Source organism: Pseudonocardia halophobica (assembly GCF_050948485.1).
Taxonomy (GTDB): Bacteria; Actinomycetota; Actinomycetes; order Mycobacteriales; family Pseudonocardiaceae; genus Pseudonocardia; species Pseudonocardia halophobica.
This window is the reverse complement of record NZ_CP192046.1, coordinates 4,869,090-4,883,437: the sequence shown is the minus strand read 5'-3', so window position 1 is coordinate 4,883,437 and position 14,348 is coordinate 4,869,090. Positions and strand designations below refer to the sequence as shown.

Sequence of the window (14,348 nt, the reverse complement as noted above, 5' to 3'; positions counted from 1 at the left end):
ACGACGAACGAGCAACGAGGCACGTCTCGCCCTGGCCCACTGGAGGCACACCATGTCCGCACTGGACGAAACGCAAGGACCCAGCGCGGTGGGCGCCACGCCCGCCGGCGCCCCGCCGAAGTCCGAGGACGCCGAGCTGCTGGCCGCGCTCGGCTACGAGGAGCGGTTCGACCGGAAGGTCAGCCTGTGGGCGAACTTCGCCCTCGGCTTCGTCTACCTCTCGCCCCTGGTGGGCGTCGTGTCGCTGTTCGCCGTCGGCCTGGCCGCAGCGGGACCGCCGTCGATCTTCTGGATCCTCATCGTCGGGCTGGGGCAGCTGCTGGTGGCGCTGGTCTTCGGCGAGGTCGTCTCGCAGTTCCCCCTCGCCGGCGGCCTCTACCAATGGTCGCGGCGCCTGTGGAGCGGCCGCTACGCCTGGTTCACGTCGTGGACCTACATCGCCTGCATCACCATCGGCATCACCAGCACGGCGCTGTTCAGTTCGGACTTCGTCGCGAGCCTGTTCCTGGGAACCGCCGACGAGCCCGGGGTGGCCTCCACACCGGGGCAGCGGCTGGTGATCGCGATCGCCATCACCGTCGTGTGCTTCCTGTGCAACAGCTTCGGCACCCGCACGCTGGCGCTGATCTCCAAGATCGGCCTCGCCGCCGAGCTGATCGGCATCGTGCTGGTCGGCCTGTACCTGCTGATCTTCGCCCGGAAGAACTCGCCGTCGGTCTTCCTCGACACCATGGGCACGGCCGGCCCCGGCGGGTACTTCGGCGCCTTCCTGGGCGCCTCGCTGGTCGGCCTGTTCCTCTACTACGGCTTCGAGGCGTGCGGTGAGGTGGCCGAGGAGGTCCCCAACCCGGCCCGGAGCATTCCGCGGGCCATGCAGCTCACGGTCGTCGTCGGCGGCCTGGCCGCGATCTTCGCCTTCGCCGGTTACGCCCTGGCCGCGCCGGACCTGCCCGCCATCGTCTCCGGCGCCGACACCAACCCGATCCCGGCCATCCTGCAGGGCTCCATCGGCACCGTCGGCACCAAGCTGATCCTCGTGGTCACCCTGACCTCGTTCATCGCGGGTGTGATGAGCCAGCAGGCGGCCGCCAGCCGGATCGTGTTCTCCTTCGCCCGCGACGACATGTTCCCGGGCAGCCGGATCTTCAACCGGCTCTCCAGGCGCTTCCACGTGCCGTTCAACGCGCTGATCGCGGTCAACGTGCTCCCGCTGGTCATCTTCGTGTTCGTCTACTTCTCGCCGGACTCGCTGACCAAGATCGCCGCCTTCCAGGTTCTCGCCGGATACTTCGCCTTCCAGATGGTGGTGTTCGCGGCCCTGCGGATGCGGCTCAAGGGCTGGCGCCCGGCGGGGGCGTGGACCCTGGGCAAGGCCGGTACGGCCGTCAACGTCCTGGCTCTGGCCTACGGGGTCTTCGCCATGGTCCTGCTCGCCATGCCCACCGGGGACGCCGACGCCCCGTTCGTCGACCGGTGGATCGCCCTGATCGGCTTCCTGATCGTCTCGGCCGTCGGCCTGGCCTACCTGTTCATCGCCAAGCCCGACCGGAAGTCCACCGCTCCCGAGGGCGACGCCATCGACATCGCCGCCACGCTGCGCGAGCGTCAGACTCGGCTGCAGACCACGGCAAGGAGGACCTCATGACCCGCGTGCTCTACCTCTTCGGCGGCTGGCCCGGGCACAAGCCCTACGAGGTCGCTGCGCAGTGGGCCCGCCCGCTGTTCGAGGAGCTGGGCTTCGAGGTCGACGAGACGAACGACATCTTCTCCCTCGACGCCGACCTGACCGGCTACGACCTGCTCGCGCTGAACTGGAACAACGCCCTGCTCTCCGAGGGGCTCACGGCGGCCCAGGAGGACCGGCTGCTCGAGGCGGTCGAGGCCGGCACCGGCGTCGCCGCCTGGCACGGCGCGGCCGCCGCGTTCCGGACCAGCCTGAAGTACCACTGGCTGCTCGGTGGCAGCTTCCTCGAGCACCCGGCCGGCGAGGGCGTGAAGTACCCGTACGAGGTCACGATCGTCGACCGCGACCACGAGATCATCGACGGGGTCGGCGACTTCCGGGTCGCCTCGGAGCAGTACTACATGTCCGTCGACCCGAACAACCACGTGCTCGCCGAGACCCGCTTCACCGGCGACCAGCTCGCCTGGCTCGACGGGAAGACCGTCCCGCAGGCATGGACCCGCACCTGGGGACAGGGCCGGATCTTCTACAGCGCCGTCGGTCACGACCTCGACGACCTGCAGAACCCGGACGTCACCCGGCTCTGCCGGCAGGGCTTCGCCTGGGCCGCCCGGGACGCGAAGTAACCGCCGCCACCACGCCCTCCACCCGACAAGGACCACTCGCATGCCGAAGCTGACCGGCGGCCAGATCGTCGCCCAGACATTGAAGAACTACGGCGTCCCCTACGTCGCGGGTATCCCCGGCCACGGGATCTGGTCGCTGACCGACGCCTTCCTCGAAGAGGACTCGCGCATCCCGTTCGTGCAGACCTTCCACGAGCAGAGCGCCGTCCATCTCGCCGACGGCTACTGGCGGGCCACCGGCAGACCGATGGCGGCGGTCACCTCCATCGGCGCCGGCGCCAGCAACACCGTCATCGGCATGGGCACCGCCTTCACCGACTCCACCAGCTGTCTGGTCATCACCGGGGGCCCGCCCACCCACATGCGCGGCCACGGCCTGCTCCAGGAGCTGGACCGCTACACCGCCAACGACTTCCCGAAGGTCGCCGAGGCGGTCTCGAAGCGGCACTGGGTGGTCACCCGGGTCGAGGAACTGCCCTTCGTGATGCACCGCTGCTTCAACTCCATGCTGACCGGGCGCCCCGGCCCCGTGCACCTCGAGGTCCCGATGGACGTGCAGGCCGAGGCCGCCGAGGTCGACCTGCACGACCTCGCCCGGCGTCTCCCGGTCGGCCGGCAGCACCCCGACCCCGAGGCCGTGGAGCGTGCGGCCGAGGTCCTGCGCGGCTCGCGGCGTCCGGTCATCGTGGTCGGTGGCGGCGCCATCACCGCCGAGGCCGCCGACGACGTGCTCGCCCTGGCCGAGCGCTGGCAGATCCCGGTCGTGACCACGTGGAACGGCAAGGGTGCCTTCCCGGAGGACCACCCGCTGTTCGCGGGCAGCGTCGGTCAGACCGGCACCATCACCGGCAACCGCATCGCGAGCACGGCCGACGTCGTCGTCTCCGTCGGCTGCCGCTTCACGGACTGGTCGGCCTCGAGCTACGCCAAGGGCATCAGCTTCTCCATCCCGGAGGCCAAGCTGATCCACATCGACATCGACCCGCACGAGATCGGCAAGAACTACCCGGCCGAGGTCGGGATCGTCGCCGACGCCCAGCGGGCCGTCGCGGCGATCGTGACCGCGCTGCCGGAGAAGCTCCCGGCGCCGCGCTCGGAGTACCTCGCGGAGCTGGAGACGCTGCAGAACGAGTGGGAGCAGAAGCTGGCCACCCGCCGCGACAGCGACCGGTTCCCGTTCACCTCCCAGCGCCCGCTGGGCGCCCTGCGCAACGTGCTGCCGCGCAACGCGATCATCGTCGCCGGGTCGGGCAACACCCAGGGTGCGGTCAAGCAGACCTTCCCGGTCTACGAGCCCCGCACGCACCTGACCTCCGGCGGCTTCTCCTCGATGGGCTGGGCCGTCCCGGCTGCCGTCGGCGCCAAGCTCGGGCAGCCGGACCGTCCGGTGGTGTGTGTCCTCGGCGACGGCGACTTCCTGATGACCTCCCAGGAGATCGCGCTGAGTGTGACCACGGGCGCCCCGGTGATCTTCGTGGTGCAGAACAACGCCGGCTACATGTCGATCCGCGGTGGCCAGCGCAAGCAGACCTCCCGCCACATCGGCACCGAGTTCTCCTACCCCGACGGCCGTCCCTACAGCCCCGACTTCGCCGCGATGGGCCGCTCGTTCGGCATCGAGTCGTGGAAGGTCGAGGACGACGCCTCGCTGGAGCCGACCCTGCAGAAGGCGGTCGACTCGGGGGCCCCGGCGCTGATCGAGGTCCCCACCGACCGCGACGCCGCCGGTCCGTGGGTGCCCGGCTGGTGGGACTTCCCGGTCCCGGCCTACATCACCGACGAGCGCCAGGACGAGTACGCCCGGAACCGGGCGACCGAGCAGCACCTCTGACGAGCGACGGGCCCGCCGACCGACCGGGCCCACCCCACCGACACGAGCACCGCCGCGCCCGCCCACGGGGCCGGGTCGCGGCGGTGCTCCATCCTGCCCGACCACCGGGTCCGACACCCGCTCCTGGGAGATTCAGCGTGAGCAGCCGAGGTCCTGTCCCGTCCCCGACCGCCCAGCAGAGCCAGCCTCTCGCCCTGCGGCCGCTCGACCACACCGACCGGCCGACGAGGACGAGAACCGAGCACGACCTGCTCGGCGACCGCGAGGTTCCCGAGCAGGCGCTCTACGGCGTGCACACGCTTCGCGCAGTGGAGAACTTCGCCGTCTCCGGCATTCCCCTCGGCGCCCGCCCGCTGCTCGTGCAGGCGCTCGCGGCGGTCAAGCAGGCCGCCGCGACCGCCAACCGCGACCTGGGCCTGATCTCCGCCGAGCAGGCCGACGCCATCGTCACCGCATGCACCGAGATCCGCGACGGCCGCTGGCACGACCACTTCGTCGTCGACGTCGTCCAGGGCGGTGCGGGCACGTCGACCAACATGAACGCCAACGAGGTCATCGCCAACCGCGGCCTGGAGCTCCTCGGACACCGGCGCGGCGACTACCGCCGCCTGCACCCCCTCGAGCACGTCAACCGCAGCCAGAGCACCAACGACGCCTACCCGACCGCGCTCAAGATCGCTCTCGCGCTGTCCGTCGACACCCTCTGCGCCGCCATGCGTCGGCTGGCCGCGGAGTTCGCGGCCCGCGCCACCGACTTCGCGGATCTGCTCAAGATCGGCCGGACCCAGTTGCAGGACGCCGTGCCGATGACCCTCGGCCAGGAGTTCGCGGCGTTCGCGGTCATGATCGAGGAGGACGCCGACCGCCTCGAGGAGACCAAGGCCCTGATCGCCGAGATCAACCTCGGGGGCACGGCCATCGGCACGGGCATCACCACCCATCCCGAGTACGCCGCCCGCGCGTGTGCGGCGCTGCGGGACCTGGTCGGCCTACCTCTGCGGACCGCGGCGAACCTCGTCGAGGCCACGCAGGACGTGGGCGCCTTCGTGCAGGTCTCGGGGGTGCTGAAGCGGACCGCGGTGAAGCTCTCGAAGATCTGCAACGACCTGCGCCTGCTGTCCTCGGGCCCACGGGCCGGCCTCGGGGAGATCGTGCTGCCCGCCGTGCAGGCCGGCTCGAGCATCATGCCCGGCAAGGTCAACCCGGTCATCCCCGAGCTGGTCAACCAGATCGCCTTCCAGGTCATCGGCAACGACGTCACGGTCAGCCTGGCCGCCGAGGGCGGCCAGCTGCAGCTCAACGCGTTCGAGCCGATCATCGCGGAGTCCCTGCACGAGTCGGTCGCCCACCTCACGGCGGGGTGCGACACCCTCCGCGAGCGCTGCGTCGCCGGCATCACCGCCGACGTCGCGGTCCTCACCGAGACCGTCGAGCGTTCGATCTCCCTCGTCACCGCGTTGTCGCCGTACATCGGCTACGAGACCGCGACGGAGGTCGCCCACGAAGCCCTCGAGTCCGGTCGCTCCGTCACCGATGTCGTGCTCGACCGGACCGAGCTGACCGCAGAGCGGCTGGCCGAGATCATCGCCCCGTCCCGACTGGTTGCCCCGGCCCCGACCGGTCACATCTCCGCCTGAACAGCCATGGGCGGTCCTCCTGCACGAGGGTCGTAGGGAGAGCGGCATCCGCCTCGCGTAGCGGATGGTGCATCGGCGGGCGACGATACGAGTACCGGCACTGTCGAGCGACGTACCGAGCCCGAGGCTCCTGCCCACGGGCGATCAGCTTCGGGAGAACTGCACATGGCCGAGAAGCCACAGAGCGACGACGCGGCGGGGGAGCCGGTGGTCCAGGAGCGGACGGACCACGAGCAGGCGCACGAGCCGTCCGAGATCACCTACGCGGAGTACCTGCACCCCGCGCGGCCGCGCAGCCTGCGCCATCGCGCGCGGGTGAAGTCGCCGTTCGCCCGCCGGTCGGTCGCGCAGGACGGGCCGGCGACGGGGGGGAACCCGGCGTACGTCGACTGGCTGCTCAGCCAGTCGATGCTCGCCGACGCCAACGAGATCGCCCGGCAGTTCTCCGGCCAGGGCACGATGTGGCAGAACCCCTTCGCCGCTCCGGGGCCGCGTCACGCCGTCGAGACGGCGTCGGTGTGGTTCACCGCGTACCCCATCTCGTTGATCACGCGGTCCGGGGAGTCCTTCCTCGCCGCGCTGGGTGACGAGGAGCTGTGGAAGGCGTTCGCCGCCATCGGGATCGACGGCGTCCACACCGGCCCGGTCAAGCGCGCCGGCGGTATCGCGGGCTGGCAGCCCACGCCCAGCGTCGACGGCCACTTCGACCGGATCAGCACCCAGCTCGACCCGGCCTTCGGCACGGAGTCGGAGTTCCGGGCGATGTGCGGGATGGCGACCTGGTACGGCGGAACGATCATCGACGACGTCGTGCCCGGGCACACCGGCAAGGGCGCGGACTTCCGGCTCGCGGAGATGAAGTACGGCGACTATCCCGGCATCTACCACATGGTCGAGGTCGAGCCGGAGGACTGGGGGCACCTGCCCGACGTCCCGCACGGGCGGGACTCGGTCAACATCGACACCTCGACGGAGGACTGGCTGGAGAAGGCCGGCTACATCATCGGCCGGCTGCAACGGGTGATCTTCTTCGCCGAGGGCGTGAAGGAGACGAACTGGAGCGCCACCCGGCCGGTCGTCGGGGCGGACGGTGTGGAGCGCCGGTGGGTGTACCTGCACTACTTCAAGGACGGCCAGCCCTCGATCAACTGGCTCGACCCGTCCTTCGCCGGAATGCGCATGGTCATGGGCGACGCCCTGCACTCGCTGACCGACCTCGGCTCCGGCGGTTTGCGCCTGGACGCCAACGGCTTCCTCGGCGTGGAGAAGAGCACCGAGGGCATGCCGGCGTGGTCGGAGGGCCATCCGCTGTCCGAGGCCGCCAACCAGCTCATCGGCAGCATGGTCCGCAAGGTCGGCGGGTTCACCTTCCAGGAGCTGAACCTGACCATCGACGACATCCGGATCACCTCCGAGGCGGGCGCGGACCTGTCCTACGACTTCATCAACCGGCCCGCCTACCACCACGCCTTCGCCACCGGCGACACCGAGTTCCTCCGGCTGACCCTGCGCAGCTCGCTCGCCTGCGGCGTCGACCCGGCCTCGCTCGTGCACGCCATGCAGAACCACGACGAGCTCACCTACGAGCTCGTCCACTGGGCGTCCGGCCACAAGGACGACGTCTACACCTACAAGGGCGAGGAGATCACCGGGGGTGAGCTGGCCGAGACGATCCGCGCGGACCTCGTCGCGCACCTCACCGGCCCGCAGCGCCCCTACAACCTGATCTTCACCACGAACGGGATCGCCTGCACGACCGCGTCGGTCATCGCCGCGGTGCTCGGTTTCCCCACCCTCGACGCGATCGACGACGGCGAGGACCGCGACCGCATCCGGCGGGCGCACCTGCTGCTGGCCATGTTCAACGCCCTGCAGCCCGGTGTCTTCGCACTGTCGGGCTGGGACCTGTGCGGCATGCTCACCCTTCCGCACGAGGACGTCGCGGAACTCATCGAGGGAGGCGACACCCGCTGGATCCACCGTGCCGCCCACGACCTGATGGGCGCGGCCCCGCGGATCCGCAAGTCCGAGGCCGGCATGCCCCGCGGGCGCAGCCTCTACGGTTCCCTGCCCGCGCAGCTCGAGGACGAGACCAGCTTCGTACGGCAGCTCCAGGCGATCCTCGCCGTCCGCCGCCACTACGGCATCGCGACCAGTCGCCAGGTCGACATCCCCGACGTCTCCCACAAGGGCATGCTGGTCCTCGTCCACGAGCTCGACGATCCCGGCCACCTGCAGCTGACCGTGCTCAACTTCGCCAACGAGCACATCTGGGGGAGCGTGCGCTCGGAAGCCCTGCCCCCCGGCGGCCAGGTCTGCAACATGTTCAACGACCGGGCCGTCGGCACCGTCGACGACCTGCAGAGCTTCGGCGTCGAGCTCGCCCCGCACCAGGGCATGTCGCTGCTCGTGCGGCCTCCGGAGCCGGAGGACGAGGAGGTCTGACGTCCGTCGCGGGCTCGCGCTCTCCCTCGCTGCTCACGCCGATCCGGCAGCGGCCGCCCAGAGGAGATCGCGGGCCAGCCGATACCGGTCGGTGGCGGCGTCCGGCTCGAGGAACCCGACGACGAGGCGATCGTGGTCGTCGCGGCTCAGCCGGAGCGCACGTACGTCGTCGAGCAGCAGGAACTCCTCGTACGTCCCTCCCAGCGCGATGCGTGCCCGCGTCTCGGACAGACGGCGAGTCGTGCTGCACCTCTCGTCGTCGGCGGTCTCGTCGCGCGACCCGGTCTCGATGCGAATCTGATCGACAGGGACCCCGTGCGACGCGACCGCGTCGAGGACGGCCGTGTCGGGCCCGGCGAGACAGAGGAAGATCCGTTCGCAACAGTGGTCCGCCAACACCCGGCCGAGACTCGCGGGGCTGACGAGCCTCGGGGCGTCGAGGACCCGGCCGGCCTGCCGGTCGGCGCCGGCCGGCGGCATCGTCTCCTCGGGTGCAACCACGTGCGGCTCTTCTCCTGCTCCGGCCGACACAGACTGTGCGACGCCGCCACCTCGGCACGTGCGCCTCGATCGGGCAACGGGAAGTGTATCCCCGCAGGTGGAGACCCAAACGCCGAATCGGGCAGCACTTCGTGCGGCCTTCATGCTCTGTGCAAGACGATCAAGGCGGGCTGCACACGTCGAACCTGCCGCGGGCGGCTGTCGTGGGCTTACGCTCGACCGGTCTCGACCGCCCGTGTGTTCGGGCGTGACCGCGGCCGACCCGCACCCCCGCGGCCGCCGCGAGGCCCAGCCAGACCGACGACCGCCAGGGAAAGACGCCGTGATGTCCGAAGCCTCGAACGACCCGTACATCCCTCTCGGTGCCCCCCGGGAGGGAGTCCGCGATGCCGGGCCGCCGGAGGGTCTCGCCCCGGCCGCGGTGCTCACGCTCGACGACGCCGACGAGATCGACACGGACGTGCTCATCGTCGGGTCGGGCATGGGCGGCGGGACGCTCGCGTATGCGCTGCGCGAAGCCGGCGCCGAGGTCCTCGTGGTCGAGCGTGGCGGGTTCCTGCCGCGCGAGCCGGAGAACCACCAGCCCGAGCACATGTATCTCAAGGGGCGCTACAAGAACGCCGGCTACTGGTACGACGGCCGAACCGGGGAGCCCTTCGCGCCCGGCACCTACTACTGGGTCGGCGGGAACACCAAGTTCTACGGCGCGTCGTTGCCCAGGTTCCGCTGCAGCGACTTCACCGAGGTCGAGCACCAGGAGGGCGTGTCGAAGGCCTGGCCGTTCTCGTACGAGGACCTGGAGCCCTACTACGGCGAGGCCGAGCGGCTCTTCGACGTGCACGGCCAGGTCGGCGAGGACCCGACCGAGCCGAAACACTCCACGTCCTACCCGTTCCCCCCGCTACCGCACGAGCCGGCGGTCGAGCGGCTCGCCGAGTCGATGCGCAAGCAGGGCCTGCACCCCTTCCACACACCGAACGCGCTGAACATCAGCAGCCCGGCCGACCGGGCAGCGATCGCCACGGCCGACGGCTGTCCGGACGACACCGGGATCAAGGCCGAGGCGGAGAACAAGGTCGTCGTGCCGGCGCTGCAGGCCGGGCGGGTCACGATGATGGTCCGCACCGAGGTCACGCGCCTGCTGACCTCGGACGACGGTCGGCGGATCGTCGCCGCGGAGGCCCGCCACCAGGGCCGGATCATCCGGATCAACGCCAAGCGGGTCGCCCTGGCCGCCGGTGCGGTCAACACCGCAGCGCTACTGATGCGCTCCGCCACCCGCGCTCAGCCCCACGGCCTGGCCAACTCGTCCGGGCTGTTGGGCCGCAACTACATGGTCCACAACAGCACCTTCTTCGTCGGGGTGAACCCGCTGCGGGTCAACGACACCCGGTGGCAGAAGACGTTGGGCATGAACGACTTCTACGAGGTCGGCGAGACCAACCGCTACCCGCTGGGCAATCTGCAGATGCTCGGCAAGCTGCAGGCGCCGATGCTCAAGCCCGCCCGGCAGTGGGCACCCACGTGGGCGCTGAAGTTCATGGCGGCCCGCAGTATCGACATCTACCTCACCACCGAGGACCTCCCCTCCCTCGACAACCGGGTCCGAGTCGACGGCGACAAGATCCTCATCGACTGGGTGCCGACCAACGTCGCCCCGCACCACGAGCTCGTACGCCGGGTCACCCGCATCGTCCGCAAGGCGGGCTACCCGCTGATCTTCACCCAGCAGATGGGGATCGAGACCAACTCGCACATGTGTGGCACCGCCGTCGCCGGGCACGACCCGGCCTCCAGCGTGCTCGACGTCAACTGCCGCAGCCACGACATCGACAACCTCTGGGTCGCCGACGCGTCGTTCTTCCCGTCGTCGGCCGCGCTGAACCCTGCGCTGACCATCTCCGCCAACGCCCTGCGGATCGCCCCGTCCGTCGTGGACGGTCTCTGAGACGCCGCGAGCCCGGACGGTGGCGGTGCAGTGCTGATCGACGGCGAGCCCGACCTGGGGCCGTGGTGTGCGGCGCCGGTCGGGGTGGTCCTCGACCGGCTGCTGACGACTCCTGCTCGCGGCCGCCCGACCGTGATCGCGGTCGACGGCCGGGGCGGTGCGGGCAAGTCCTCGATCGCTGCCCTCCTGCAGGCCGAGGCCCACCGGCGGGGGCTGCGGTCGGCGGTCGTCCACACCGACGACTTCGCGTGGCACGAGTCGTTCTTCGGGTGGGACGGGGCGCTGCGCCGCGCGGTGCTCGAACCCGTGCGCCTCGGCGAAGGGGTCGACCACGTCCCGCCTGCATGGCGCGCCCGGGGCCGCCTCGGTTCCGTCCCGGTCCCGGTCGGCTGCCAGGTGCTCCTCGTCGAAGGATCGGGGTCGGCTCGTCGCGCGCTCGCACCCGTCGTCGACAAGACGGTGTGGGTGCAGGTGGACGGTCGGTGCGCGGTGCAGCGGTTGCTCGGCCGGGACGGTGACACGCCGCAGAACCGGGCGTTCCTCCGCGAGTGGGCGGCCGTCGAGAGGCCGTTCATGCTGGCCGAGCGGCCGTGGGAGCGCGCCGACCTGGTCGCCATGTCCGGGGGAGCAACGACGTTGATGATCAGCTCGATCGGCAGGACGTCGCCGCTCGTCCCCGATCCCGGGACCTGGGGTCAACGCGAAGGGCTGTCCTCGCGGTAGGGGTGGCGCGGCCGTATCCGGGGGCCGACGCCGGAACGCGTGGCGACGTCCAGAGTGGTTCCCCCTTCGACGACGTCACGTGTGGTCGGCGTGTCACCGTCGCTCCTCCGATCGTCCAGTTCCACGTCGTCGTGTCTGCCCCCGTCGGTGGGCGAGGCGCTCAGCGTTCGGTCAGGGCTCCCGGGGTCCGATCGGTCGGCCTCAGGGACGAGGCGGCCAGTCCCGCCGCGAGGACGAGGACGAGCACGAGCACGATGGCGTTGCGCAGTCCGACGTGATCGCCGAGCACCCCGATGAAGGGGGGACCGACGAGGAACGCGAAGTAGCCCGCCGTCGAGACCGCGCTGACGCGTCGAGCGGCGTCGGAGGGGTGGTCGGCCGCGGCAGCCATCGCCATCGGGAACCCGAGGGCTGCGCCCAGGCCCCAGAGGCCCACTCCGACGCCCGCCAGCGCGAGCGTCGGGGCGAGCACGACGAGTGCGATGCCCACGGCACCCAGTGCCGCGCTGTAGCGCATCGCCGTGACCCGGCCGACCCGCGTCACCACGCGGTCCCCGCCGAACCGTCCGACCGCCATGGCCAGGCCGAACAGCGAGTAGACGATCGAACCCGTGGTCGCCGAGGATGCGAAGCCCTCCACGACGATGAGCGGGAGCCAGTCCCCGGCGGATCCCTCGGCCATCGCCATGCCCAGGAGCACGATGCAGAGCAGCAGGAGGCGTCGGTCCCGCCAGACCGACGGGCTCGCGCGCCTCGCCGCGTCCTTCGCGACCTCGTCCCGCCCGGCAGGAGTTCCGTGTGGGACGGGGGCCACGGACCAGGCACCGACGAGCGCGAGCACGAGGGTGACCACACCCAGGTGAAGCGCGACGGGGACGTTCGCCGCGTTCAAGGCGATTCCGCTCAGGCCACCGACGAACGTTCCGAGGCTGTAGCAGCCGTGCATGATCGGCAGCGCGGACCTTGCGGTGATCCGTTCGACCTCCGAGGCCTCGACGTTGAGCGCCACCTCGACGAGGCCGAGACCGGCGCCGTAGAAGCACAGCCCGGCGAAGGCCGACCACCCGGCCCCGAGCGCCGGCGACAGCGCCACCAGTGTCAGGCCGGCCACGAGCGCACCGGCACCGAGCTGCAGCGCCGGTCGCGTTCCGCGACGGGGGACAAGGGTGGAGGCGGTGACGATGCCGATCATCGAGCCCACGGACAGCCCGGCGAGGATGAGCCCCATCTCGCTGGTCGAGGCGTGGACGGCATCGCGGATCGCCGGGGTGCGGACGACCCATGAGGCGAAGCCGAGGCCGATGGTGAACATCAGGGCGAACAGCGCCCAGCGCCGGCGCCGACTGCTGGGCGTGGACCGCACGCGCATCGTGCCCTTCCAGGTACGGGGTGGGCGGGTCTCGACCGGTCGGACTCGACGTGGGAGCGCCGGACCGCGGCACCGGAGATCGCTCGGCTCCGGGTTCGACACCGCTGAGGTCGACAGAGCATGCGGGAGCCGTGCCCACCCTCGCCATGCACGACATGAGCAGCCTCGAACCCTCGGCTGCACGCACTGTGCAGTTCTTCCCGCGATCAGACTCCCGGTTCCTTCCGCGGCATTGACCTAGTGAACACCGGTGATACGATTAACTTCGTTCGATGTCGCGCCGGGCTGAGCCCGCACATCGAGCAAGCATCCAGTCCTGGTGTCGCCGCCGAACCGCCGCCGCGACACCGCATCCGGGACCCGTCGACGAAGTGGGAGATCCAATGGGACAGCTGGACGGGAAGGTCGCCTTCATCACCGGGCTCGCTCGCAATCAGGGGCGTTCGCACGCGCTGACCCTGGCGCGCGAAGGCGCCGACATCATCGGTCTCGACCTGTGCGCCAAGCCCTCGTCCACCGCCTACGCGGGGGCGACCGAGGAGGACCTGCAGGAGACCGTCCGGCTCGTCAAGGAGACCGGACGCAGCATCCACGTCGAGCAGGCCGATGTCCGGGACTACGAGCAGGTGAAGGCGGTGTTCGACCGCGGGCTGGCGCAGTTCGGCCGGGTCGACATCGTCGTCCCGAACGCCGGGATTTGCGCCGGCGCGAAGACCTGGGAGATCGAGGTCGCGGACTGGCGCGAGATGATCGACATCAACCTCACCGGTGTGTGGCACACGGTGAAGGCCGCGGTCCCGCAGCTGATCAGGCAGGGCGAGGGGGGCTCCGTCGTCTTCATCGGCTCGACCGAGGCACTGAAGGGTGCGGAGAACATCTCGGCCTACGCGGCCGCCAAGCACGGCGTGACCGGCCTCATGACCTCCCTGGCGCGGGAGCTCGGGCAGTACAACATCCGGGTCAACTCGGTGAACCCGACCTGCGTCGACACCCACATGATCCAGAACCCGTTCGTGTGGGGGCTGTTCCGGCCCGACCTGGAGCAGCCGAACCGCGCCGACGTCGAGGGTGCCTTCACCGACACCCACATCCTCCCGGTCCCGTGGATCGACCCCGCCGACGTCAGCAACGCCATCCTCTACCTCGTCTCCGACGCCGGGCGCTACATCACCGCCACCGCTCTGCCCATCGACGCGGGCTTCATCGTCAAGTCCTGAGCGGGCGCGAGCGGCCGACCCGTCCGTCGCTCGTGCGCGGGGCGACGGACGGGCCATGTCACCACGTTCTTCCGGAGGATGACGTGATCGCCGAACTGAGGAAACACGACACCGACGAGGTCCTCGACTTCGCCCGACGATGGTTCCGATACGGGGGCGGGCCGGCCATCGAGATCATGGCGGGCCTGGGCCTGACGCAGCTGCAGTTCTTCACCGCGCTTCTCGAGGCGCTGGACACGGATCCTCCGGCCGATCTCGGCGAGCAGGTGATCGGCGAGATGCGGCGGGTCGCACGGCACCGGATCTGGCTCATCAGCTGAACGCCCCGGAGGTCGTCGCCGGTAGGATCGGCCCGGGTCGGACGCCG

At 70.5% G+C, this 14,348-nt stretch carries 11 protein-coding genes; 9 read left to right on the top strand and 2 right to left on the bottom strand.

What is annotated here, in order from left to right; translation table 11 throughout:
* The first annotated feature begins 88 nt into the window (after positions 1 to 88).
* The 5 genes from ACQP04_RS23125 to treS all read left to right on the top strand — a co-directional run bounded on the left by ACQP04_RS23125 (position 89) and on the right by treS (position 8,223).
* Positions 89 to 1,645, top strand: a complete 1,557-nt coding sequence (locus ACQP04_RS23125) for an APC family permease (protein WP_433502656.1) — start codon at positions 89 to 91, stop codon at positions 1,643 to 1,645.
* Entirely contained in the window at positions 1,642 to 2,310 is a 669-nt protein-coding gene (locus ACQP04_RS23120) for a ThuA domain-containing protein (protein WP_433502655.1), read from the top strand. Before ACQP04_RS23125 ends, ACQP04_RS23120 begins: the two co-directional genes overlap by 4 nt.
* A gap of 40 nt (positions 2,311 to 2,350) precedes the next feature.
* The gene (locus ACQP04_RS23115) at positions 2,351 to 4,141 is read left to right on the top strand and encodes a thiamine pyrophosphate-binding protein (RefSeq protein WP_433502654.1); all 1,791 of its coding nucleotides are present in this window, start codon (positions 2,351 to 2,353) and stop codon (positions 4,139 to 4,141) included.
* Positions 4,142 to 4,335: 194 nt separating this feature from the next.
* On the top strand, positions 4,336 to 5,778 hold the full coding sequence (locus ACQP04_RS23110; RefSeq protein ID WP_433508422.1) for an aspartate ammonia-lyase: 1,443 nt from the start codon (positions 4,336 to 4,338) through the stop codon (positions 5,776 to 5,778).
* A gap of 165 nt (positions 5,779 to 5,943) precedes the next feature.
* A complete protein-coding gene (gene treS / locus ACQP04_RS23105; protein ID WP_433502653.1) occupies positions 5,944 to 8,223 on the top strand; it encodes a maltose alpha-D-glucosyltransferase in 2,280 nt (759 codons plus the stop codon).
* A gap of 33 nt (positions 8,224 to 8,256) precedes the next feature.
* On the opposite strand, the gene ACQP04_RS23100 is transcribed toward treS, so the two are convergent.
* A complete protein-coding gene (locus ACQP04_RS23100; protein ID WP_433502652.1) occupies positions 8,257 to 8,868 on the bottom strand; it encodes a hypothetical protein in 612 nt (203 codons plus the stop codon).
* A gap of 181 nt (positions 8,869 to 9,049) precedes the next feature.
* On the opposite strand from ACQP04_RS23100, the gene ACQP04_RS23095 reads away from it, so the two are divergent.
* A complete protein-coding gene (locus ACQP04_RS23095; protein WP_433502651.1) occupies positions 9,050 to 10,672 on the top strand; it encodes a GMC oxidoreductase in 1,623 nt (540 codons plus the stop codon).
* A gap of 30 nt (positions 10,673 to 10,702) precedes the next feature.
* Positions 10,703 to 11,395 (top strand): uridine kinase family protein, encoded by a 693-nt coding sequence (locus ACQP04_RS23090; protein ID WP_433502650.1) that lies wholly within the window; start codon positions 10,703 to 10,705, stop codon positions 11,393 to 11,395.
* A gap of 160 nt (positions 11,396 to 11,555) precedes the next feature.
* Here ACQP04_RS23090 and ACQP04_RS23085 read toward each other — a convergent pair whose 3' ends face one another.
* Complete coding sequence (locus ACQP04_RS23085; protein WP_433502649.1) at positions 11,556 to 12,764, bottom strand: MFS transporter; 1,209 nt, start codon at positions 12,762 to 12,764, stop codon at positions 11,556 to 11,558.
* Positions 12,765 to 13,147: 383 nt separating this feature from the next.
* Between ACQP04_RS23085 and ACQP04_RS23080 the strand changes: the two genes are divergently transcribed.
* A complete protein-coding gene (locus ACQP04_RS23080) occupies positions 13,148 to 13,981 on the top strand; it encodes a mycofactocin-coupled SDR family oxidoreductase (protein ID WP_433502648.1) in 834 nt (277 codons plus the stop codon).
* A gap of 83 nt (positions 13,982 to 14,064) precedes the next feature.
* Positions 14,065 to 14,301: a hypothetical protein gene (locus ACQP04_RS23075; protein WP_433502647.1), complete on the top strand. Its 237-nt coding sequence runs from the start codon at positions 14,065 to 14,067 to the stop codon at positions 14,299 to 14,301.
* Positions 14,302 to 14,348 lie beyond the last annotated feature (47 nt).

Excerpts from the sequence above, each read along its gene's own strand:
- ACQP04_RS23120 (WP_433502655.1), top strand. The coding sequence starts at position 1,642 with ATGACCCGCGTGCTCTACCTCTTCGGCGGCTGGCCCGGGCACAAGCCC.
- ACQP04_RS23115 (WP_433502654.1), top strand. The coding sequence starts at position 2,351 with ATGCCGAAGCTGACCGGCGGCCAGATCGTCGCCCAGACATTGAAGAAC.
- treS (WP_433502653.1), top strand. The coding sequence starts at position 5,944 with ATGGCCGAGAAGCCACAGAGCGACGACGCGGCGGGGGAGCCGGTGGTC.
- ACQP04_RS23100 (WP_433502652.1), bottom strand. The coding sequence starts at position 8,868 with ATGAAGGCCGCACGAAGTGCTGCCCGATTCGGCGTTTGGGTCTCCACC.
- ACQP04_RS23095 (WP_433502651.1), top strand. The coding sequence starts at position 9,050 with ATGTCCGAAGCCTCGAACGACCCGTACATCCCTCTCGGTGCCCCCCGG.
- ACQP04_RS23085 (WP_433502649.1), bottom strand. The coding sequence starts at position 12,764 with ATGCGCGTGCGGTCCACGCCCAGCAGTCGGCGCCGGCGCTGGGCGCTG.
- ACQP04_RS23080 (WP_433502648.1), top strand. The coding sequence starts at position 13,148 with ATGGGACAGCTGGACGGGAAGGTCGCCTTCATCACCGGGCTCGCTCGC.